The sequence below is a fragment of the Escherichia sp. TW09308 genome (assembly GCF_000208565.1).
Taxonomy (GTDB): Bacteria; Pseudomonadota; Gammaproteobacteria; order Enterobacterales; family Enterobacteriaceae; genus Escherichia; species Escherichia marmotae.
Genome location: NZ_AEME01000001.1, coordinates 1,236,041 through 1,257,367 on the forward strand (window position 1 = coordinate 1,236,041; position 21,327 = coordinate 1,257,367).

A 21,327-nucleotide genomic window follows, 5' to 3' on the forward strand; every position below is an offset into this window, starting at 1 on the left:
TTACCTTGCTACAGGGACGTCGCTTGCCGACCAAAAGCGCCCGGCACTTCAGTCGGTGTCGCAAGGAGAAGAGACGTGCGATATGAATAATGAGGAAACCTTTTACCAGGCTATGCGACGTCAGGGGGTTACCCGGCGGAGTTTTCTTAAATATTGCAGTCTGGCTGCCACCTCGCTGGGATTAGGCGCGGGGATGGCACCGAAGATTGCCTGGGCGCTGGAGAATAAACCGCGTATTCCGGTAGTGTGGATCCACGGTCTGGAATGTACCTGCTGCACCGAATCTTTTATCCGTTCTGCTCATCCGCTGGCGAAGGATGTCATTCTTTCCCTTATTTCTCTCGACTACGACGATACCTTAATGGCTGCCGCTGGTACTCAGGCGGAGGAAGTCTTTGAAGATATCATCACGCAATACAACGGCAAATATATCCTTGCAGTAGAAGGTAACCCGCCGCTGGGCGAGCAGGGGATGTTTTGTATCAGCAGCGGTCGGCCGTTTATTGAGAAACTCAAACGTGCCGCTGCGGGGGCCAGCGCAATTATTGCCTGGGGAACCTGCGCGTCCTGGGGCTGCGTACAAGCCGCTCGCCCCAATCCGACGCAGGCAACGCCTATCGATAAAGTCATTACCGACAAACCAATCATTAAAGTCCCTGGTTGCCCGCCGATCCCGGATGTGATGAGCGCCATCATTACTTATATGGTGACGTTTGATCGCCTGCCAGATGTCGACAGAATGGGGCGTCCACTGATGTTCTACGGTCAACGTATCCACGATAAATGCTATCGCCGCGCCCACTTTGACGCTGGTGAGTTTGTCCAGAGTTGGGACGATGACGCCGCTCGCAAAGGTTACTGCCTGTACAAAATGGGGTGTAAAGGGCCAACCACCTATAACGCCTGCTCCTCAACCCGTTGGAATGATGGCGTCTCCTTCCCGATCCAGTCCGGTCACGGTTGCCTGGGCTGTTCTGAAAATGGTTTCTGGGATCGCGGCTCATTCTACAGCCGCGTGGTCGATATTCCGCAGATGGGAACGCACTCTACCGCCGATACCGTGGGCTTAACCGCGCTTGGCGTCGTGGCTGCGGCTGTTGGCGTACATGCAGTCGCCAGCGCGATTGACCAGCGCAGACGTCATAACCAGCAACCAGCAGAGACCGAACAACAGCCAGGCAACGAGGATAAACAGGCATGAGCACTCAGTATGAAACTCAGGGATACACCATCAATAATGCCGGACGTCGCCTGGTGGTCGACCCGATCACGCGCATCGAAGGTCATATGCGCTGTGAAGTGAATATTAACGATCAGAATGTGATCACCAATGCTGTCTCCTGCGGCACGATGTTTCGCGGGCTGGAGATCATTTTGCAAGGCCGTGATCCGCGTGATGCGTGGGCGTTCGTTGAACGTATCTGCGGCGTCTGCACCGGCGTACACGCCCTGGCTTCGGTTTACGCCATTGAAGATGCTATTGGCATCAAAGTGCCGGATAACGCCAATATCATTCGCAACATTATGCTGGCGACGCTCTGGTGCCACGACCATCTGGTGCACTTTTATCAGCTCGCCGGAATGGACTGGATCGACGTACTTAACGCGCTGCAAGCCGACCCGCGTAAAACTTCCGAACTGGCGCAAAGCCTCTCCTCGTGGCCGAAGTCTTCCCCAGGTTACTTCTTTGATGTGCAAAATCGACTGAAGAAATTTGTCGAAGGCGGGCAGTTAGGGATCTTCCGCAACGGCTACTGGGGGCACCCGCAGTACAAACTGCCACCAGAAGCCAACCTGATGGGCTTTGCTCACTATCTCGAAGCTCTCGATTTCCAGCGTGAGATCGTCAAAATCCACGCGGTCTTTGGCGGTAAAAACCCGCATCCCAACTGGATTGTCGGCGGGATGCCTTGTGCCATAAATATCGACGAAAGCGGTGCGGTCGGGGCGGTTAATATGGAGCGCCTGAACCTGGTGCAGTCGATCATTACCCGCACGGCGGACTTCATTAATAACGTGATGATCCCCGACGCCTTAGCCATCGGCCAGTTCAACAAAACGTGGAGTGAAATCGGCACTGGCCTTTCTGATAAATGCGTCCTCAGCTACGGTGCGTTCCCGGATATCGCTAACGACTTTGGCGAGAAAAGTCTGCTGATGCCTGGCGGTGCGGTGATCAATGGCGATTTCAAAAACGTACTGCCAGTGGATTTAGTTGATCCGCAGCAGGTGCAGGAATTTGTCGATCACGCCTGGTATCGTTATCCCAACGATCAGGTCGGGCGTCATCCGTTCGATGGTATCACCGACCCGTGGTACAACCCCGGCGACGTTAAAGGCAGCGATACAAACATTCAACAACTGAATGAACAGGAGCGCTACTCGTGGATCAAAGCGCCACGCTGGCGCGGTCACGCGATGGAAGTAGGGCCGCTGGCTCGCACGTTAATCGCTTACCACAAAGGCGATGCTGCGACCGTTGAGTCGGTTGATCGGATGATGTCGGCGCTGAACCTGCCGCTTTCTGGCATCCAGTCGACGTTAGGCCGCATTCTGTGCCGCGCCCATGAAGCTCAGTGGGCTGCAAGTAAGTTACAGTACTTTTTCAACAAGTTAATGACCAACCTGAAAAACGGCAATCTTACCACCGCCTCCACCGAAAAATGGGAGCCTGCGACCTGGCCGAAAGTGTGCCGTGGCGTCGGCTTTACTGAAGCACCGCGTGGGGCTTTAGGTCACTGGGCCGCTATTCGCGATGGCAAAATCGATCTCTACCAGTGTGTGGTGCCGACCACCTGGAACGCCAGCCCGCGCGATCCCAAAGGGCAAATTGGTGCTTATGAAGCCGCGCTGATGAACACCAAAATGGCGATCCCCGAGCAACCGCTGGAGATCCTGCGTACCCTGCACAGCTTCGACCCGTGCCTCGCCTGTTCAACGCATGTGCTGGGCGACGACGGTAGCGAACTGATCTCCGTGCAGGTGCGCTAACAGCGAAGGAGAATCATCATGCAAGAGAAAAGCGACAACGTTATCAGCCACTATGTCTTTGAAGCGCCCGTGCGGATATGGCACTGGCTGACGGTGCTGTGCATGGCGGTATTGATGGTCACCGGCTACTTTATCGGCAAGCCGTTGCCTTCAGTCAGTGGTGAGGCGACGTATCTGTTCTATATGGGCTACATCAGGCTAATACACTTCAGCGCCGGGATGATTTTTACCGTCGTCTTGCTGATGCGGATCTACTGGGCGTTTGTCGGCAATCGCTACTCACGCGAGCTTTTCATCGTGCCGGTATGGCGCAAAAGCTGGTGGCTGGGCGTGTGGTACGAAATCCGCTGGTATCTGTTTCTGGCAAAACGCCCGAGCGCTGACATTGGCCATAACCCCATCGCGCAGGCTGCGATGTTCGGCTATTTCCTGATGTCTGTTTTTATGATCGTCACCGGTTTTGCGCTGTATAGCGAACACAGCCAGTACGCCATTTTTGCGCCGTTTCGTTATGTAGTGGAATTTTTCTACTGGACGGGCGGCAACTCGCTGGACATTCATAGCTGGCATCGGCTGGGCATGTGGTTGATTGGCGCATTTGTGATTGGTCATGTTTATATGGCGCTGCGTGAAGACATCATGTCCGACGACACGGTGATCTCCACGATGGTGAACGGCTACCGTAGCCACAAATTTGGAAAAATGAGCAGCGACAAGGAGCGTTCATGAGCGAGCAACGTGTAGTGGTAATGGGGTTGGGCAACCTGCTGTGGGCCGATGAAGGTTTCGGTGTGCGGGTGGCGGAACGGCTGTATGCCCATTATCACTGGCCCGAAAACGTGGAGATTGTCGATGGTGGTACTCAGGGGCTGAACCTGCTGGGGTATGTTGAAAACGCCAGCCATCTGTTGATTCTCGATGCTATTGATTACGGGCTGGAACCCGGAACACTACGAACATATGCCGGAGAGCGCATTCCGGCATATCTCAGTGCGAAGAAAATGAGCCTGCACCAGAACAGTTTCTCCGAAGTATTAGCGCTGGCAGATATCCGCGGACATCTGCCAACACATATTGCCCTCGTCGGGTTACAACCGGCAATGCTCGACGACTACGGCGGTAGCCTTAGCGAGCTTGCGCGGGAGCAACTGCCTGCAGCGGAACAGGCGGCGCTGGTGCAACTGTCGGCGTGGGGAGTTGTGCCGCAACGGGCGGAGGAATCGCGTTGTCTCAATTATGACTGTCTGTCGATGGAAAATTACGAAGGTGTTCGCTTGCGTCAGTATCGGATGACGCTGGAGGAGCAGGGATGATTAACGACTCACCTTTTAGTGCGTTGTGGCAACGTATGCTGGCGCGTGGCTGGACGCCGATCACTGAGCCTCGTCTCGATCAGTGGCTTATGCAAGCGCCGGATAGTGTGGTGCTGTTAAGCCGCGATCCGAAACGTACTCCTGAAGTCAGTGATAATCCGGTGATGGTCGCAGAGCTACTGCGTGAGTTTCCAGATTATGCATGGCAGGTGGCAATTGCCGATCTTGAGCAAAGTGAAGCCATCGGAGACAGATTTAGTGTTTTTCGTTTTCCAGCCACATTAGTGTTTACTGATGGTCATTATCGCGGCGTATTGAATGGCATTCACCCGTGGGCAGAGCTGATAAACCTGATGCGCGGCCTTGTCGAATCAAAACAGGAGTGTGATTCATGAGTGAGACTTTTTTCCATCTGCTGGGGCCAGGAACGCAACCTGACGATGACAGTTTCAGCATGAATCCGCTGCCAATTACCTGTCAGGTGAATGATGAACCGAGCATGGCGGCACTGGAGCAGTGTGCTCATAGTCCACGGGTGATTACGCTGTTAAACGATCTACAGCATCAACTAACGCAACGCGTACCGCCATTAGGCGAGGTGCTGGCCGTCGATCTGTTAAATCTCAATGCTGATGATCGCCACTTTATCAATACGCTTCTCGGAGAAGGGGAAGTGTCAGTGCGCATCCAACATATTGACGGCAGTGAAAGTGAAATTCAGGAGGCGATCTTCTGCGGATTGTGGCGAGTACGCAGGCGTAGCGGTGAGCTGTTGCTGGAAGACCGGCTGGAGACAGGCTGCGCGCCGCTGCCGTTATGGCAGGCGGCAACGCATAATACGCTGCCGACAGATTCGCTGCTACCACCGCCCATTGATGGTCTGATGAACGGACTGCCGCTGGCTCATGAATTGCTGGCGCATGTGCGTAATCCTGAGGCGCAGCCACATAGTATTAACCTGACGCAGTTGCCTGTCAGCGAGGCTGACAGGTTATTTCTCTCGCGGCTGTGCGGGCCGGGTAATATCCAGATTCGCACTATTGGCTATGGCGAGAGCTATATCAACGCCACCGGTTTGCGACATGTCTGGCATTTACGCTGTATGGATACGTTAAAAGGCCCATTACTTGAGAGTTATGAAATCTGCCCGATACCGGAAGTTGTGCTGGCAGCGCCGGAAGATTTGGCGGACTCCGCGCAGCGGTTGGGCGAGGTGTGTCAGTGGCTTATAGAAAGCGCGCAACAGTGAAAATGGCGGCAAATATCGCTTTCAGTCCTATGAATATCGCAATCAGCGAATACAACCACCTACAAACTGTAAGGATAAAAAGGGAGATCTACTATTAAAGGGTTATTTCCCTCTCTTCGCCTACAGGAGTTCGCATGTGGGATGTTATTGATTTGTCGCGCTGGCAGTTTGCACTGACCGCGCTATACCACTTTTTGTTCGTGCCCCTTACCCTGGGGCTGATTTTTTTGCTGGCTATCATGGAAACCATTTACGTGGTCACCGGCAAAACAGTCTACCGCGATATGACGCGCTTCTGGGGTAAGCTCTTCGGTATCAACTTCGCTCTCGGCGTGGCTACTGGTCTCACCATGGAGTTTCAGTTTGGTACTAACTGGTCATTCTATTCCAACTATGTGGGCGACATTTTTGGCGCACCGTTGGCGATGGAAGCATTAATGGCCTTCTTCCTCGAATCCACCTTTGTCGGTCTGTTCTTCTTTGGCTGGCAACGGCTGAATAAATACCAGCACCTGCTGGTCACCTGGCTGGTGGCATTTGGTTCCAATATCTCCGCATTGTGGATTTTGAATGCCAATGGGTGGATGCAGTTTCCGACCGGCGCGCATTTCGATATCGACACCTTGCGTATGGAGATGACCAGTTTCAGCGATCTGGTCTTTAACCCCGTCAGCCAGGTGAAATTTGTCCATACGGTGATGGCAGGTTATGTGACCGGGGCGATGTTCATTATGGCGATCAGCGCCTGGTACTTACTGCGCGGACGGGAGCGTGATGTCGCTTTACGTTCGTTTGCTATCGGTTCGGTCTTTGGCACACTGGCGATAATCGGCGCGCTGCAACTTGGAGACAGTTCTGCTTATGAAGTCGCACGCGTTCAGCCGGTAAAACTGGCGGCAATGGAAGGGGAGTGGCAAACCGAACCGGCACCTGCGCCGTTCCATCTCATTGCCTGGCCGGAACAGGATCAAGAGCGTAACGCTTTTGCCATCAAAATCCCTGCGCTGTTAGGGATCCTCGCCACTCACTCATTAGATAAGCCTGTACCAGGGTTGAAAAATTTGATGGCTGAAACTTATCCACGATTGCAACGCGGGCGTATGGCCTGGCTGCTGATGCAGGAGATTTCGCAAGGCAACCGCGAGCCGCATGTACTGCAAGCATTTCATGAGCTGGAAAACGTCTCGGTTATGGCATGTTGCTCTCCCGCTATGCGCCGGATATGAATCATGTCACACCTGCGCAGTATCAGGCGGCTATGCGCGGTGCTATTCCACAAGTTGCGCCGGTGTTCTGGAGTTTCCGCATCATGGTGGGCTGCGGTTCGCTGTTGTTACTGGTAATGCTGATTGCGCTCGTTCAGACGCTGCGCGGCAAAATCGACCAGCATCGTTGGGTGCTGAAAATGATGCTCTGGAGTTTGCCGCTGCCGTGGATTGCCATTGAAGCAGGGTGGTTTATGACCGAGTTTGGCCGTCAGCCGTGGGCGATTCAGGACATTTTGCCAACATACTCCGCGCACTCTGCCTTAACCACAGGACAACTGGCTTTTTCACTGATCATGATAGTAGGGCTTTACACCCTGTTCTTAATCGCTGAAGTCTACCTGATGCAGAAATATGCCCGTCTGGGGCCAAGCGCGATGCAGAGTGAACAACCGACGCAGCAGCAGGGGTAAAGGAGAGAATCATGTTTGATTATGAAACATTGCGCTTCATCTGGTGGCTACTGATTGGCGTGATTCTGGTGGTCTTTATGATCTCCGACGGATTTGACATGGGGGTCGGTTGCCTGCTGCCGCTGGTGGCGCGTGATGATGATGAACGCCGGATAGTGATTAACAGTGTTGGCGCACACTGGGAAGGCAACCAGGTCTGGTTAATCCTCGCGGGAGGGGCATTATTTGCCGCCTGGCCCAGAGTTTACGCCGCTGCGTTTTCTGGATTTTATGTGGCGATGATCCTGGTGCTGTGCTCGCTGTTCTTCCGCCCGCTGGCCTTTGATTATCGCGGAAAAATCGCGGATGCACGCTGGCGTAAAATGTGGGATGCCGGGCTGGTCATCGGTAGTCTGATACCGCCGGTCGTCTTCGGTATCGCGTTTGGCAATTTGTTACTCGGCGTGCCGTTTGCTTTCACGCCGCAATTACGCGTGGAGTACCTCGGTAGCTTCTGGCAATTACTGACGCCATTCCCTCTACTGTGCGGTTTGCTCAGTCTTGGAATGGTGATTTTGCAAGGGGGCGTCTGGCTGCAACTAAAAACAGTCGGTGCTATTCACCTGCGTTCGCAACTGGCGACCAAACGCGCGGCTCTGCTGGTGATGCTCTGCTTTTTGCTGGCGGGGTACTGGCTGTGGGTTGGTATTGATGGCTTCGTATTGCTCGCTCAGGATGTTAACGGTCCATCCAATCCGTTAATGAAACTGGTTGCGGTATTGCCTGGTGCCTGGATGAATAATTTTGTTGAATCGCCGGTATTGTGGATCTTCCCGCTGCTGGGTTTCTTCTGCCCGTTGCTGACGGTGATGGCGATTTATCGTGGTCGCCCCGGTTGGGGATTTCTGCTGGCGTCATTGATGCAATTTGGCGTGATTTTCACGGCAGGCATCACGCTGTTTCCATTTGTTATGCCTTCGAACATCAGCCCGATCTCCAGCCTGACGCTGTGGGATAGCACCTCCAGTCAACTGACGTTGAGCATTATGTTAGTAATTGTGCTGATATTTTTGCCTATTGTGTTGCTCTACACTGTGTGGAGCTACTACAAAATGTGGGGGCGTATGACAACTGAAACTCTCCGCCATCACGATCATGAGCTGTACTAAGGAGGGATGAACAATGTGGTATTTATTGTGGTTCGTCGGCATTTTGTTGATGTGTTCACTCTCCACCGTGGTGTTGGTGTGGCTGGAACCGCGTCTAAAAGGTTGATTTGACGCACAACGAACATAGGCCGGAGAAGAAGCGTCAGCGTCGTATCCGGCAATAATGCGAAACATGAAAAACGGAAACCTGGCGATGAAAGCGATATTGCTCCCCTTTTTTTCTCTTCTGCTTCCGTTAACACCACTACCTGCATACGCTCAGAGTGAGCCGGAACTGAAATTGGAGAGTGTGGTGATTGTCAGCCGTCATGGCGTGCGTGCCCCCACTAAATCTACGCAACTCATGCAGGAAATTACTCCAGACACATGGCCAGGCTGGCCGGTGAAACTGGGTTGGCTGACACCACGAGGCGGTGAGCTGATCTCTTATCTCGGACATTACCAACGCCAGCGTCTGGTGGCTGACGGTTTGCTGGCAAAAAATGGCTGTCCGAAACCAGGTCAGGTGGCGATTATTGCTGATGTCGACGAACGCACCCGTAAAACAGGCGAAGCCTTTGCCGCTGGGCTGGCTCCCAATTGTGCAATAACCGTACATACCCGGTCAGACACCGCCAGTCCCGATCCGCTATTTAACCCGCTGAAAACCGGTGTCTGCCAACTGGATAAAGCGAACGTGACAGAAGCTATTCTTAACAGGGCAGGCGGCTCGATCACTAACTTTACTGATCATCGGCAAACGGCATTTCACGAACTGGAGCGGGTGCTTAATTTCCCGCAATCAAGTCTGTGCCTCAAACGAGAGAAACAAGACGAAAGTTGTTCATTGACGCAAGTATTGCCGTCTGAACTGAAAGTAAGTACCGATAACGTTTCATTAACCGGTGCGGTGAGTCTGGCATCAATGCTGACGGAGATATTTCTCCTGCAGCAGGCACAGGGAATGCCGGAGCCTGGTTGGGGACGAATTACTGATTCACACCAGTGGAACACCTTGCTGAGTCTGCATAATGCGCAGTTTTATCTGCTGCAACGTACCCCAGAAGTGGCCCGTAGCCGTGCCACGCCCCTGTTGGATTTGCTCCTGACGGCGCTGACGCCACATAATCCGCAAAGGCAGAGCTATGGTGTTACGCTACCGACTTCGCTGCTGTTTATTGCCGGGCATGATACTAACCTGGCGAATTTAGGTGGGGCACTGGGACTTAACTGGACGCTGCCGGGCCAACCGGATAACACCCCGCCGGGAGGTGAACTGGTATTTGAACGCTGGCGGCGGCTAAGTGATAACAGTCAGTGGATTCAGGTTTCGCTGGTATTCCAGACCTTGCAGCAGATGCGTGATAAAGCCCGTCTGTCGCTTGATACGCCGCCAGGGGAAGTGAAGTTGACGTTGGCCGAGTGTGAAGAAAGAAACGCGCAGGGCATGTGTTCACTGGCGGATTTTACGCAAATCGTGAATGAAGCGCGTATTCCGGCCTGCAGTTTATATCAGGATAAATAAACATTTGCCGCTGTTGGTCCACGCAGGCCATTAACGCGGCAAAACTCTACGCGTAACCCTGGTATAAGTACTTCTGCGTCGCGGGGGCTGAATGCGGAAATATGGACCTGGACTTCTTTACGACCGTCGGAGGGGATGATGAATCCTTTGCCGCTTTTGCGATCAAAGGTTTTGACAATTCCTGTCATTTTACGGGACAAACAAATTCCTTACTAAAAATACTGCGCTGCACTATACGGTTTTAAAAAAATAAAGCCAGCGATATTTAAGACCGCCGGACGGCTAAAATAAATTTGCTTAATTATGTGTATCATGCGTTAATAGCTGCGTCGGTTTGAAAGACAGACAGCATACAAAGTAGTTTACTAAAGCAGTTCTCATTATCAGGCATTATCCCCTTCTTTTGAGTCTCTCTCCTGAACACTAAGTAGTTTCTGTATTAAAGCCCTGTTTGCCGAAAGGCCCAAAATGAAGGAAGTAAAATATGTCTAATAAAATGACTGGTTTAGTAAAATGGTTTAACGCAGATAAAGGTTTTGGCTTTATCACTCCTGATGATGGCAGCAAGGACGTCTTCGTTCACTTCACCGCCATCCAGAGCAATGAATTCCGCACTCTGAATGAAAATCAGAAAGTCGAATTTTCTATTGAGCAGGGGCAACGTGGTCCCTCGGCAGCGAACGTTGTTGCGCTCTAAGGTTGCCGTTATTACTCAACATCTCCATTTCCGCTGTCCATGTTGTCATGGTTCACAGTACCGCACATCGGCATTCGATGTGACGGAGCGAAATCCTTTGGGAGCTAAGTGTATTTTCTGTAAATCGACGATGATCACCTTTGATAACGTTGCTTTACAAATACGCACAGACCATGCGCCACTGGATTTCACAAAATAATATCAGGCTCCCTCGCGGAGCCTTTTTTATATCTTCTGTTTGCACTCATCCCTGTATGCATATTGAGCGATAACCTACTGATTATTGAATCTTTCAGGCAGATAGCTTATAACTTTTGTTACCTGAACAGGGAACCAACACCTTACTGGCGTGTTGCTGCCTTTTAAGACCAGAAGAGGTTAACAGTGAATATTGAAGAGCTAAAAAAACAAGCCGAAACAGAAATCTCCGACTTTATTGCGCAAAAAATCACCGAGTTAAACAAGAGCACAGGGAAAGAAGTCTCTGAAATTCGCTTCACCGCGCGGGAGAAAATGACCGGGCTTGAAGGCTATGACGTCAAAATCCAAATAATGTGATTTTGTGGACATCACCCCAGCACGAGGTGATGTTCCGCTTGTCACTCTGTTAATGACCAATCATTGCCGCCCGTGGAATTAAGCGTCGGTACAATTCCTCTGGCACCGGGCTTTGCCATACACCTGCATACATCGCGTAACCAATCACCGCGAACATAATTCCCAATATCAGTAGTGTTATTAGCCAGCCAGATAACGCAAAAGCTTTTTTATTTATCGCGGGGTTTCGCAGCGAAAAAGTTAATGTTGAGGCGACCGGGCATGACTCGATGCAGGTCATACAGCCGGTACATTCCACCGTTCTAACCTGGATTAATTTATCGACAGGGATCTGTGACGGACAATTATTTGCGCATTTGCCGCAGTCGATACAACTTTCGGCATTGCGACGAATCTTAAACGGCGATAATAGCGAAACCAGTCCCATTAATGCGCCATACGGGCAGAGATAACGACACCAGGCATGGCGAATAAACAGGCTGGCAATCAGCAAAACGATCACGCTGATTAACGTCGCTGTCCCCATATGACGAAAGAAATCGAGCATTTTAACATCCATCACCACGCTGTAGGGCGATAGCATAAAATAGTGAATCGCCTGAGCGGGCATGAATAACGCGATATAGAGAAAAAAACTCAACAGCAGATATTTCGCCGCACGCAGAGGAATATCCAGCCAGAGAGGAAGGGTAAATTGCCGACCAAACAGTTTTTTCCCCAGATCGCCAATTAACTCAGATAGCGTACCAACCGGGCATAGCCACGAACAAAAGGCTTTTTTCAGCAGCAAGCTGATAATGATAAAAGCGACCAGCAACAGCATCGCGGCGGCGTGCACGGAAGGTAACTGGCCTGTTTCAAGGCTGTATTTCAGATTCATCAGACCGGCAATAGGGAGCCAGCCTTCAATACCACCTGGCCTTGCGATAAAAGGCGTACTACCTGCCGTTTCGTAATAGCGCACCCAATACCAGAAGGTGATGGCAATATAAATATTGATTGCCAGCAGTAATAATTGCGTCGCTTTACGCCAGGTCGTGGCATTGCGCCAGTCATTCCACGGTAATTTACCGCCCGTTGTGCCTGGCCGCCGCTGCCAGCGGATTCTTTTTTTCTCAGCCATGATTTTGCCAGTCCATTAAGTTGCATGCTAAATGCTACTATTCTAAGTCTTCTTATCTGGCTGATATTGATTCAAATCGCGTTCAGGTCTTTCTTATTCAACCACTCTTCCAGAGCCGCGATACTGCGTGTAATTTCTTCGCGCGGCAGGAGAGCGGCTAATGGTTCCCGCTCAAGTTGCCCGCACAACTGGCTGGCACTGCGCATTCCCAGACTGGCGCAACTACTTTTTAGCTGGTGCGCAGCGCGTTTGATTTTCTCGCTGTCGTGTCTGGCGCGAGCAGTGTCTATTTCATCAAGAAGCGGCAGGGTATGTTGTTTAAATAATGTCAGCCATTCGTGGATCTTATCCGCTCCCATTAACTGTGCATCTTCATTGAGTTGCGATACATCCAGCGGCTGATCGTTATTTTTTTGCTGGTGGAGATAGTGCGCCAGTAACTGACCGAGCACTTCACGCGGCACCGGTTTAGGGATAATTCCGCGAAATAGCGAACTGGTACGCTGGCGCAACGTTTCGTCGATGACATGGGCGCTAAAGCCAATCAAAACCAGCGACGGATATTGCAGCGAAAGTTGCCTGGCAAGTGTAATGCCGTCGATATCCGGCAGATCAAAATCCACCAGCGCGGCAGCAAACGATTCACTATTTTGCAGCGTCTCTAAAGCCTGCGTGGCATTTCCAACGGCAGTGACCTGAGCACCACTGGCGTTCAGTATCTCGATGGTAATACGCTGCGTTAGCGGGTTATCTTCAATTAACAGCAAGCGTAAACCATCCAGATGCACCGCCTGATTGACTATTTTAGGTGCTGGCGCGGTGGCAACGCGTAACGGTAACCGTAAGCAAAAACAGCTTCCAACCCCCGGCGTGCTTGTGGCGATCAGTTCGCCGCCCATCGCCTGGGCCAGGCTGGTACTGATGGTCAACCCCAGTCCACTGCCGCCGCGTTTACCACTCACCTGAACAAATGGCTGGAAGATATCAGCCAGTTTCGCGGGATCAATACCACAGCCGCTGTCTTCCACTTCGACCAGCCATTGTTCGCCATCAGTGCGGCTACGCAGGACAATCTGCCCCTCGTCAGTGAAACGCAGGGCATTACTCAACAAATTGGTAATAACCTGGCGAATACGTCGCGGATCACCCATTAACGCGGTTGGTACATCGTCGGCAATTTCCGTTGCCAGTCGAATCGGACGACCTTTCACCCGCCCGCTCATTAATTGCAGGGTACTTTCCAGCAGCGGGCGTGGTTCATACGGTTCATCGCTGACCGAGACATTCTTGCCACCTGCTTCGATAGCCGAATAATCGAGAATATCGTTAAGGATGGTCAGCAATGATTCGCCAGAATCGGTAATTGCCCGCAAATCATCACGCTGGGCGTTAAGCGCCGGGTTATCCGCCAGCAGTTGAGCGGTGCCGAGAATGCCGTACAGCGGAGTGCGGATCTCATGGCTCATTGCCGCCAGAAACGCCGATTTTGCCTGACTGGCTTTTTCTGCTTCCGCCCGTGCCAGCCGGTGTTCTACTACCAGTTCCTGCAATTCGGCAGTGCGCGCTTTGACCTGCGCTGCCAGTTGTTCGCGGTGGCGATTAAGCGCATGAACACTACTGCGAAAAGCATCCATCAGCCGCCCGATGGTATCCAGCTCCCGCACGCCAGCGGTTTCCGGGAAAGGGGAGTCGATATCGCCGTCCAGCAGGCGTTGCAGTGCCTGCGTTTGTTCGGCAAGTGGGCGCGTGACTGAACGATAAACCACGCGCCAGAGGATCAGAATCAAAGAGCAAAGGGAAACGACGCCCAGGAGTAGCAGGCTGTATTGCCCTCGTTCACTGGCTTTTTCCAGATGAGTGAGTCCACTTTGGTTGCGTTGCTCAATAGTGTCAACCAGTTGGCTGACTTCGCTACTAAACTGTGCGAACTGGGCGATGTTATTTTGGGCGAGAGTTTGCAGACGATTGCTGATTTCATTGTCCTGCTGATAAAGCGCCAGTAAATCGCTATAACGATGAATGATTTCTAAGGATTGTGCCACCCGTGTGCGCACACCCGGATCTTCAATGCGTATTTGCCGACGTTGTAGAATTTTCACTGCATTATTGAGTTGATTTTCCAACGTTGGCGCATCTTTCTGGATCTGCTCCAGCCTCAGAGTCATCACCATTTGCTGCACCCGCAGGGCGCTGAGACGCAGTTCATTCATTTGGTTAACGTACTCAAGATCGATATCAATCAGCCGATCGAGCGCACTTTCGGCAGCCTGGTGTTGATGACGTTCGATCAAATCATAAATCCCGGCTTGAGTGGCTCCGGCAGAGGTCGCAGCGTTATTCGCCTGACCTTGCGCCATACGTGCGATCGCATCAGCGGCAGCGACAATTTGCTGACTGAGTTGTTGCTGTTGCTGGCGCAGTTGCAAACGCTGCCCCACCAGTTCGCCTTGCTGACGTAACGAACGGGAGATCTCCTGCTCCTGTTGTTCAATCGCAGAGGTGTCGAAACCTTGTTCCCGTAACGCTTGCAACAACGCGTTAATCTTCAGGCTTTGCGCGGTGAGCATTCGCCCCTGTGCCTGCCACATCTTTTCGTTATCGGCACTGGTCAGGTTCTGCGCGGCGAAAAGTTCCCAGGCGCTGGCTTCGCTCAACTGACGCGCCATATTCATGGTAGGAATCAATGCCTGAGTATTGGCTTTTTCTACCTGGCTGACAAAACGCAGGTTGTACCATCCCACCAGAGTACTGGTCAGGGTTAGCAACGCCATCAGGGCAAAGCCCATCCAGAGTCTTCGGGTCAGGGTTAAATTCACAGTTGGTGCACTTTAGGTGAAAAAGGTTGAGTCGCAAAGTGGAATGCATCTAGCATAAAGCCTTATTATTGATGAGGCTATCATGCGCATACTGCTTTTGTTACTTCTTCCCTTTTTCGTGTTACCCGTTTTTGCGGGCGATAACCTGTTGCGCTGGCATGATGCGCAACATTTTACGGAGCAGCCTGTTACATCACTTAAAGTCAAACGCTCATGGAAATTGTGTGCGCTCTATCCCAGTCTGAAGGATTCATACTGGTTATCGTTGAACTATGGTATGCAGAAAGCAGCCCGCCGCTATGGTGTGGATTTAAAAGTGCTGGAGGCCGGTGGCTACGGTCAGTTGGCTACTCAGCAGGCGCAAATTGAGCAGTGTAAACAATGGGGCGCAGAAGCGATTTTGCTCGGTAGCAGCACGACGTCATTTCCCGAATTGCAAAAGCAGGTAGAAAGTCTGCCAGTGATCGAGCTGGTGAATGCCATTGACGACTCACAGGTAACAAGCCGCGTTGGCGTGCCCTGGTTTCAGATGGGCTATCAGCCGGGGCGGTATCTGGTGCAATGGAGCAACGGAAAACCTCTCAATGTATTGTTGATGCCCGGCCCGGACAACGCCGGGGGTAGTAAGGAGATGGTAGCGGGGTTCCGCGCAGCCATTGCCGGAAGCCCGGTGCGTATTGTTGATATTGCGCTCGGAGATAACGATATTGAAATCCAGCGTAACCTGTTGCAGGAGATGCTGGAGCGTCATCCAGAAATCGATGTTGTTGCCGGAACGGCCATTGCCGCAGAGGCGGCGATGGGCGAAGGGCGCAACCTGAAAACGCCGCTCACCGTAGTGTCATTTTATCTTTCACACCAGGTTTATCGTGGACTGAAGCGGGGAAGAGTGATTATGGCTGCCAGCGATCAAATGGTCTGGCAGGGGGAACTGGCTGTTGAGCAGGCTATCAGACAATTACAGGGACAATCGGTGTCTGATAATATCAGCCCACCGATTTTAGTCCTGACGCCGAAAAATGCCGACCGTAAACATATTCGCCGCTCGCTGTCGCCAGGAGGATTTCGTCCGGTCTATTTTTATCAGCACACATCAGCGGCTAGGAAATAGCCCTCGCCATGTTGAGTCACCAGTAAATCCGCGCTGAGTTTATGGCGTAAACGACGAATTAACACATCGACGGTACGCAGGTCGGGGTTTTCCACCCGACGGGCAGAGAGCATACGCAGCAGACGTTCGCGACTGAGAATTTTGCCGGGATTGGTCACAAACGCCACCAACATTTCATACTCTGCGCGGGTCAGTTTAATCGGCTCTCCATCCAGCTCCAGCGTATGGCGCGACACATTTAGGCAATAACCAGCAAAGCAATAACAGTTGTCCTGAGTAAGTGGTTGCACCTGCCGCGCGAGGTCGATGCGCCAGAGCAGATTTTTCACCCGCACCACCAGTTCGCGCAATTCCAGCGGCTTGGTTACGTAATCGTCCGCGCCCATCTCCAGCCCGACAATGCGGTCAATCTGATCGCTGCGTCCGGTAACCAGAATAATGCCTACCGTCGAACGTTCCCGCAACGCGCGGGTTAACATCAGGCCATTTTCATCAGGTAAATTAATATCCAACAGAATTAAATCGACCGGCTGATTCTGCATAATTTCCCGCAGCCCGGCACCGCTCGCCGTAACGGAAACGGTATACCCCTCTTGGGTAAAGTAGGTTTGTAAGCGTGCCTGGGTAATCGGCTCATCTTCAACAATAACAATATGATGTGGCATCAGGGGGGATTACTCATTCTGTTCATATCTGTTCATATTTTGCCGTAAGCCGTTCATCCTGACCAGTGCCGCTGTTCATATTTGCTCATTAAGATCACTTCACTAAACCTTAATTTTACAGGGGCTATTATGCGGAAACTCTGGAATGCGCTACGCCGACCCAGTGCTCGTTGGTCGGTGCTGGCGCTGGTCGCTATTGGGATTGTGATTGGCATCGCGCTGATTGTGTTGCCTCACGTTGGGATTAAAGTCACCAGCACAACCGAATTTTGTGTCAGTTGCCACAGTATGCAACCGGTGTATGAAGAATATAAACACTCGGTGCATTTCCAGAACGCCTCTGGCGTGCGTGCCGAATGCCATGACTGCCATATTCCGCCGGATATTCCGGGCATGGTGAAGCGTAAACTGGAAGCGAGCAACGACATTTACCAAACCTTTATTGCCCACTCCATTGATACACCTGAGAAATTCGAAGCCAAACGAGCGGAACTTGCCGAGCGTGAATGGGCGCGAATGAAAGAAAACAACTCGGCAACCTGCCGTTCCTGTCATAACTACGATGCGATGGATCATGCGAAGCAGCATCCGGAAGCGGCGCGTCAGATGAAGGTGGCAGCGAAAGATAACCAATCCTGCATCGACTGTCATAAAGGTATTGCCCACCAGTTGCCGGATATGAGTAGCGGTTTCCGTAAGCAGTTCGACGAGCTGCGCGCCAGTGCTGATGACAGTGGTGACACGCTGTACTCCATTGATATCAAGCCGATTTATGCGGCGAAAGGCGATAAAGAGGCGTCTGGTTCTCTGCTGCCTGCCTCAGAAGTGAAAGTCCTTAAACGTGACGGCGACTGGCTGCAAATTGAAATTACCGGCTGGACGGAAAGTGCCGGACGTCAGCGTGTACTCACCCAGTTCCCAGGCAAACGCATCTTTGTTGCCTCGATTCGTGGTGATGTTCAGCAGCAGGTGAAAACGCTGGAGAAAACCACCGTGACCGATACCAATACCGAGTGGAGCAAGTTGCAGGCCACTGCGTGGATGAAGAAAGGCGACATGGTGAACAACATCAAACCAATCTGGGCTTATGCGGATTCGCTGTACAACGGCACCTGTAATCAGTGCCACGGCGCACCGGAAATCTCCCACTTTGACGCTAACGGTTGGATTGGCACGCTCAACGGCATGATTGGCTTTACCAGCCTCGATAAACGTGAAGAACGCACCTTGCTGAAATATCTGCAAATGAATGCGTCCGACACTGCAGGCAAGGTTCACGGCGATAAGAAGGAAGAAAAATAATGAAGAATAACGATCTCTTTCAGGCATCACGTCGGCGTTTTCTGGCGCAACTCGGCGGCTTAACTATCGCCGGGATGCTGGGGCCGTCACTGTTAACGCCGCGCCGTGTGAATGCGGCGCAAGCGGCTACTGAGGCGGTCACCTCGAAAGAGGGCATTCTGACCGGGTCGCACTGGGGGGCTATCCGCGCGACGGTGAAGGATGGTCGCTTTGTGGCGGCAAAACCGTTCGAACTGGATAAATATCCGTCGAAAATGATCGCCGGATTGCCGGATCACGTACACAACGCGGCGCGTATTCGTTACCCGATGGTACGCGTGGACTGGCTACGTAAGCGCCATCTGAGCGACACATCCCAGCGTGGCGATAACCGCTTCGTGCGCGTGAGCTGGGATGAAGCCCTCGACATGTTCTATGAAGAGCTGGAACGTGTGCAGAAAACGCACGGTCCGAGCGCCCTGTTGACTGCCAGCGGTTGGCAATCGACGGGGATGTTCCACAATGCTTCCGGTATGTTGGCGAAAGCCATTGCACTGCATGGCAATAGTGTCGGTACAGGTGGTGACTATTCTACCGGTGCTGCGCAGGTGATCCTGCCGCGTGTGGTTGGTTCGATGGAAGTGTATGAACAGCAAACCTCCTGGCCGCTGGTATTGCAGAACAGCAAAACCATTGTGCTGTGGGGCTCCGATTTGCTGAAAAACCAGCAGGCGAACTGGTGGTGCCCGGATCATGACGTTTATGAATATTACGAGCAGCTAAAAGCGAAAGTTGCTGCTGGTGAAATTGAAGTCATCAGCATCGATCCGATCGTGACGTCAACTCACGAGTATTTGGGGCGTGAGCATGTGAAGCACATTGCGATTAACCCGCAAACTGATGTGCCGCTGCAATTGGCGCTGGCGTATACGCTGTACAGCGAAAATCTGTACGACAAAAACTTCCTCACCAACTACTGCGTGGGCTTTGAGCAGTTCCTACCGTATCTGCTGGGCGAGAAAGACGGTCAGCCGAAAGATGCCGTATGGGCTGAAAAACTGACTGGTATTGATGCCGAAACAATTCGTGCGCTGGCACGGCAGATGGCGGCGAACAGAACACAGATCATTGCTGGCTGGTGTGTACAGCGTATGCAGCACGGTGAACAGTGGGCGTGGATGGTTGTGGTTCTGGCAGCGATGCTGGGACAAATTGGCCTGCCGGGCGGTGGCTTTGGTTTTGGCTGGCACTATAACGGCGCAGGTACGCCGGGGCGTAAAGGCGTTATTCTGAGCGGTTTCTCCGGTTCAACGTCGATTCCGCCTGTTCACGACAACAGCGACTACAAAGGTTATAGCAGCACCATTCCGATTGCCCGTTTTGTCGATGCGATCCTCGAACCAGGGAAAGTGATCAACTGGAACGGTAAATCGGTAAAACTGCCGCCGCTGAAAATGTGTATTTTTGCCGGAACTAATCCATTCCATCGTCATCAGCAGATCAACCGTATTATCGAAGGCTGGCGTAAGCTGGAAACGGTTATCGCCATAGATAACCAGTGGACCTCAACCTGCCGTTTTGCCGATATCGTGCTACCTGCGACCACGCAGTTTGAGCGTAACGATCTCGACCAGTACGGCAACCACTCCAACCGTGGAATTATCGCTATGAAACAGGTGGTGCCGCCACAGTTTGAGGCGCGCAACGACTTTGATATTTTCCGCGAGCTGTGCCGTCGCTTTAATCGTGAAGAAGCCTTTACTGAAGGGCTGGATGAAATGGGCTGGCTGAAACGCATCTGGCAGGAAGGTGTACAACAGGGCAAAGGACGCGGCGTTCATCTACCAGCGTTTGATGACTTCTGGAATAACAAAGAGTACGTCGAGTTTGACCACCCGCAGATGTTTGTTCGCCACCAGGCATTCCGTGAAGATCCGGATCTCGAACCGCTGGGGACGCCGAGCGGCCTGATTGAGATCTATTCGAAAACCATCGCTGACATGAACTATGACGATTGTCAGGGGCATCCGATGTGGTTTGAGAAAATCGAACGCTCCCACGGTGGGCCAGGCTCGCAGAAATATCCGTTGCATTTGCAATCTGTGCATCCGGATTTTCGACTTCACTCGCAGTTATGTGAGTCGGAAACTCTGCGTCAGCAGTATATGGTGGCGGGTAAAGAGCCTGTCTTTATTAGCCCGCAGGATGCCAGTGCGCGCGGCATTCGTCACGGTGATGTGGTACGCGTCTTTAACGATCGCGGTCAGGTGTTAGCAGGGGCAGTCGTTTCTGACCGTTATGCACCCGGTGTGACGCGAATTCACGAAGGGGCATGGTACGATCCGGATAAAGACGGCGAGCCAGGGGCGCTGTGCAAATACGGTAACCCCAATGTGTTGACCATTGACATCGGCACCTCACAGTTGGCGCAGGCGACCAGTGCGCATACCACACTGGTGGAAATCGAAAAATACACAAGCACAGTGGATCAGGTGACGGCGTTTAGCGGCCCCATCGAAATGGTGGCGCAGTGCGAATATGTTCCGGCGTCGCAGGTGAAATCATGATTTCCTTGACGGCACAACAGACTGCCTGCGTCTACGCCTGGCTGGCGCAGTTGTTTTCCCGTGAACTGGACGATGAACAACTGACGCAAATCGCCAGTGCGGAGATGGCTGAATGGTTTTCTTTGCTGAAAAGCGAACCGCCGCTGGCTGCGGCGGTGGACGAGCTGGAGAAAAGCATTGCTGCCCTGGTGGTACGTAACGACGCCCGTCTGGAACTGGCCGCTGATTTTTGCGGCCTGTTTCTGATGACCGACAAGCAAGCGGCGCTGCCGTATGCATCGGCCTACAAACAGGACGAGCAAGAGATTAAACACTTGTTGGTTGAGGCGGGCATGGAAACCAGTAGCAACTTCAACGAACCGGCAGATCATCTGGCGATTTATCTTGAGTTGTTGAGCTATCTGCATTTTTCACTGGGGGAAGGGAAAGTTACCACACAAAAAATCAACAGCTTACGGCAAAAAACGCTGGCGGCGCTGCGATCATGGCTACCGGAATTTGTAACGCGTTGCCGTCAGTATGACAGCTTTGGTTTTTACGCGACACTAAGCCAGTTATTGCTGGTGCTGGTGGAGTGCGACAACCAAAACAGATAATGCCGTTTGTAGGCCTGGCAAACAATGCCA

Annotated in this window: 20 protein-coding genes and 2 pseudogenes; 18 read left to right on the forward strand and 4 right to left on the reverse strand. The window is 52.2% G+C overall.

Annotation, left to right across the window (positions count from 1 at the left end):
* Positions 1–82: 82 nt before the first annotated feature.
* The 10 genes and pseudogenes from hyaA (at position 83) to ESM_RS0106035 (ending at position 9,883) form a co-directional block, all read left to right on the forward strand.
* Positions 83–1,201: a hydrogenase 1 small subunit gene (gene hyaA / locus ESM_RS0105990; protein WP_001516139.1), complete on the forward strand. Its 1,119-nt coding sequence runs from the start codon at positions 83–85 to the stop codon at positions 1,199–1,201.
* Entirely contained in the window at positions 1,198–2,991 is a 1,794-nt protein-coding gene (gene hyaB, locus ESM_RS0105995) for a Ni/Fe-hydrogenase large subunit (protein WP_000107406.1), read from the forward strand. Before hyaA ends, hyaB begins: the two co-directional genes overlap by 4 nt.
* Positions 2,992–3,009: 18 nt before the next feature.
* A complete protein-coding gene (hyaC, locus tag ESM_RS0106000; RefSeq protein ID WP_001156752.1) occupies positions 3,010–3,720 on the forward strand; it encodes a Ni/Fe-hydrogenase b-type cytochrome subunit in 711 nt (236 codons plus the stop codon).
* Positions 3,717–4,304: a hydrogenase 1 maturation protease gene (gene hyaD, locus ESM_RS0106005; protein ID WP_000003648.1), complete on the forward strand. Its 588-nt coding sequence runs from the start codon at positions 3,717–3,719 to the stop codon at positions 4,302–4,304. Before hyaC ends, hyaD begins: the two co-directional genes overlap by 4 nt.
* Positions 4,301–4,699, forward strand: coding sequence for a hydrogenase-1 operon protein HyaE (gene hyaE, locus ESM_RS0106010; RefSeq protein ID WP_000606445.1), 399 nt, complete (start codon positions 4,301–4,303; stop codon positions 4,697–4,699). The genes hyaD and hyaE overlap by 4 nt, the downstream gene beginning before the upstream one ends.
* A complete protein-coding gene (locus tag ESM_RS0106015; protein WP_000004881.1) occupies positions 4,696–5,553 on the forward strand; it encodes a hydrogenase expression/formation protein in 858 nt (285 codons plus the stop codon). The genes hyaE and ESM_RS0106015 overlap by 4 nt, the downstream gene beginning before the upstream one ends.
* 134 nt (positions 5,554–5,687) lie before the next feature.
* Positions 5,688–7,231: pseudogene (appC, locus tag ESM_RS01000000124185) on the forward strand (cytochrome bd-II oxidase subunit 1).
* An 11-nt stretch (positions 7,232–7,242) separates the two neighbouring features.
* Positions 7,243–8,379, forward strand: a complete 1,137-nt coding sequence (gene appB, locus ESM_RS0106025; protein ID WP_000460818.1) for a cytochrome d ubiquinol oxidase subunit II — start codon at positions 7,243–7,245, stop codon at positions 8,377–8,379.
* Between the two features lie 13 nt (positions 8,380–8,392).
* Complete coding sequence (cbdX, locus tag ESM_RS01000000124190) at positions 8,393–8,485, forward strand: cytochrome bd-II oxidase subunit CbdX (protein ID WP_000270307.1); 93 nt, start codon at positions 8,393–8,395, stop codon at positions 8,483–8,485.
* An 87-nt stretch (positions 8,486–8,572) separates the two neighbouring features.
* Positions 8,573–9,883: an AppA family phytase/histidine-type acid phosphatase gene (locus tag ESM_RS0106035; protein ID WP_010376934.1), complete on the forward strand. Its 1,311-nt coding sequence runs from the start codon at positions 8,573–8,575 to the stop codon at positions 9,881–9,883.
* On the opposite strand, the gene cspH is transcribed toward ESM_RS0106035, so the two are convergent.
* Positions 9,871–10,083 carry a cold shock-like protein CspH gene (cspH, locus tag ESM_RS0106040; protein ID WP_000087760.1) on the reverse strand — a complete coding sequence of 71 codons (213 nt, stop codon included), beginning with the start codon at positions 10,081–10,083 and terminating at the stop codon, positions 9,871–9,873. The genes ESM_RS0106035 and cspH overlap by 13 nt on opposite strands.
* A gap of 284 nt (positions 10,084–10,367) precedes the next feature.
* On the opposite strand from cspH, the gene cspG reads away from it, so the two are divergent.
* The 4 genes and pseudogenes from cspG to ESM_RS0106050 all read left to right on the forward strand — a co-directional run bounded on the left by cspG (position 10,368) and on the right by ESM_RS0106050 (position 11,138).
* Positions 10,368–10,580 carry a cold shock protein CspG gene (gene cspG / locus ESM_RS0106045; protein ID WP_000066492.1) on the forward strand — a complete coding sequence of 71 codons (213 nt, stop codon included), beginning with the start codon at positions 10,368–10,370 and terminating at the stop codon, positions 10,578–10,580.
* Between the two features lie 10 nt (positions 10,581–10,590).
* Entirely contained in the window at positions 10,591–10,779 is a 189-nt protein-coding gene (ymcF, locus tag ESM_RS1000000126370; protein ID WP_071524879.1) for a cold shock small protein YmcF, read from the forward strand.
* Positions 10,754–10,975, forward strand: a pseudogene (locus tag ESM_RS1000000128900) (protein YmcE). Before ymcF ends, ESM_RS1000000128900 begins: the two are co-directional and overlap by 26 nt.
* On the forward strand, positions 10,965–11,138 hold the full coding sequence (locus ESM_RS0106050) for a GnsA/GnsB family addiction module toxin (RefSeq protein WP_001019201.1): 174 nt from the start codon (positions 10,965–10,967) through the stop codon (positions 11,136–11,138). Before ESM_RS1000000128900 ends, ESM_RS0106050 begins: the two are co-directional and overlap by 11 nt.
* A gap of 49 nt (positions 11,139–11,187) precedes the next feature.
* Here the strand turns inward: ESM_RS0106050 and ESM_RS0106055 are convergent, their stop codons facing one another.
* Both ESM_RS0106055 and torS read right to left on the reverse strand, forming a co-directional pair.
* Positions 11,188–12,261, reverse strand: coding sequence for a 4Fe-4S binding protein (locus ESM_RS0106055; RefSeq protein ID WP_000818431.1), 1,074 nt, complete (start codon positions 12,259–12,261; stop codon positions 11,188–11,190).
* A 71-nt stretch (positions 12,262–12,332) separates the two neighbouring features.
* Positions 12,333–15,077 carry a TMAO reductase system sensor histidine kinase/response regulator TorS gene (gene torS, locus ESM_RS0106060; RefSeq protein ID WP_001054762.1) on the reverse strand — a complete coding sequence of 915 codons (2,745 nt, stop codon included), beginning with the start codon at positions 15,075–15,077 and terminating at the stop codon, positions 12,333–12,335.
* 82 nt (positions 15,078–15,159) lie between these two features.
* On the opposite strand from torS, the gene torT reads away from it, so the two are divergent.
* Positions 15,160–16,188, forward strand: a complete 1,029-nt coding sequence (torT, locus tag ESM_RS0106065; RefSeq protein ID WP_001221520.1) for a TMAO reductase system periplasmic protein TorT — start codon at positions 15,160–15,162, stop codon at positions 16,186–16,188.
* On the opposite strand, the gene torR is transcribed toward torT, so the two are convergent.
* On the reverse strand, positions 16,161–16,853 hold the full coding sequence (torR, locus tag ESM_RS0106070; RefSeq protein ID WP_001120100.1) for a two-component system response regulator TorR: 693 nt from the start codon (positions 16,851–16,853) through the stop codon (positions 16,161–16,163). The two genes, torT and torR, sit on opposite strands and share 28 nt — an antisense overlap.
* Positions 16,854–16,982: 129 nt before the next feature.
* Between torR and torC the strand changes: the two genes are divergently transcribed.
* Genes torC through torD form a run of 3 tightly spaced genes read left to right on the forward strand, consistent with a single transcriptional unit; the run spans position 16,983 to position 21,297 of the window.
* Positions 16,983–18,155 carry a pentaheme c-type cytochrome TorC gene (gene torC, locus ESM_RS0106075; protein ID WP_001516148.1) on the forward strand — a complete coding sequence of 391 codons (1,173 nt, stop codon included), beginning with the start codon at positions 16,983–16,985 and terminating at the stop codon, positions 18,153–18,155.
* A complete protein-coding gene (gene torA / locus ESM_RS0106080; RefSeq protein WP_000794263.1) occupies positions 18,155–20,701 on the forward strand; it encodes a trimethylamine-N-oxide reductase TorA in 2,547 nt (848 codons plus the stop codon). Before torC ends, torA begins: the two co-directional genes overlap by 1 nt.
* Positions 20,698–21,297, forward strand: a complete 600-nt coding sequence (torD, locus tag ESM_RS0106085; protein WP_000624781.1) for a molecular chaperone TorD — start codon at positions 20,698–20,700, stop codon at positions 21,295–21,297. The genes torA and torD overlap by 4 nt, the downstream gene beginning before the upstream one ends.
* Positions 21,298–21,327 lie beyond the last annotated feature (30 nt).

What these genes read in the sequence shown, in the direction of transcription:
- ESM_RS0106015 (WP_000004881.1), top strand. Translation starts at nt 4,696, where the DNA reads ATGAGTGAGACTTTTTTCCATCTGCTGGGGCCAGGAACGCAACCTGAC.
- ESM_RS0106055 (WP_000818431.1), bottom strand. Translation starts at nt 12,261, where the DNA reads ATGGCTGAGAAAAAAAGAATCCGCTGGCAGCGGCGGCCAGGCACAACG.
- hyaD (WP_000003648.1), top strand. Translation starts at nt 3,717, where the DNA reads ATGAGCGAGCAACGTGTAGTGGTAATGGGGTTGGGCAACCTGCTGTGG.
- ESM_RS0106035 (WP_010376934.1), top strand. Translation starts at nt 8,573, where the DNA reads ATGAAAGCGATATTGCTCCCCTTTTTTTCTCTTCTGCTTCCGTTAACA.
- torR (WP_001120100.1), bottom strand. Translation starts at nt 16,853, where the DNA reads ATGCCACATCATATTGTTATTGTTGAAGATGAGCCGATTACCCAGGCA.
- appB (WP_000460818.1), top strand. Translation starts at nt 7,243, where the DNA reads ATGTTTGATTATGAAACATTGCGCTTCATCTGGTGGCTACTGATTGGC.
- torA (WP_000794263.1), top strand. Translation starts at nt 18,155, where the DNA reads ATGAAGAATAACGATCTCTTTCAGGCATCACGTCGGCGTTTTCTGGCG.
- torT (WP_001221520.1), top strand. Translation starts at nt 15,160, where the DNA reads ATGCGCATACTGCTTTTGTTACTTCTTCCCTTTTTCGTGTTACCCGTT.
- torC (WP_001516148.1), top strand. Translation starts at nt 16,983, where the DNA reads ATGCGGAAACTCTGGAATGCGCTACGCCGACCCAGTGCTCGTTGGTCG.
- hyaB (WP_000107406.1), top strand. Translation starts at nt 1,198, where the DNA reads ATGAGCACTCAGTATGAAACTCAGGGATACACCATCAATAATGCCGGA.
- hyaC (WP_001156752.1), top strand. Translation starts at nt 3,010, where the DNA reads ATGCAAGAGAAAAGCGACAACGTTATCAGCCACTATGTCTTTGAAGCG.
- hyaE (WP_000606445.1), top strand. Translation starts at nt 4,301, where the DNA reads ATGATTAACGACTCACCTTTTAGTGCGTTGTGGCAACGTATGCTGGCG.
- cspG (WP_000066492.1), top strand. Translation starts at nt 10,368, where the DNA reads ATGTCTAATAAAATGACTGGTTTAGTAAAATGGTTTAACGCAGATAAA.
- cbdX (WP_000270307.1), top strand. Translation starts at nt 8,393, where the DNA reads ATGTGGTATTTATTGTGGTTCGTCGGCATTTTGTTGATGTGTTCACTC.
- hyaA (WP_001516139.1), top strand. Translation starts at nt 83, where the DNA reads ATGAATAATGAGGAAACCTTTTACCAGGCTATGCGACGTCAGGGGGTT.
- torD (WP_000624781.1), top strand. Translation starts at nt 20,698, where the DNA reads ATGATTTCCTTGACGGCACAACAGACTGCCTGCGTCTACGCCTGGCTG.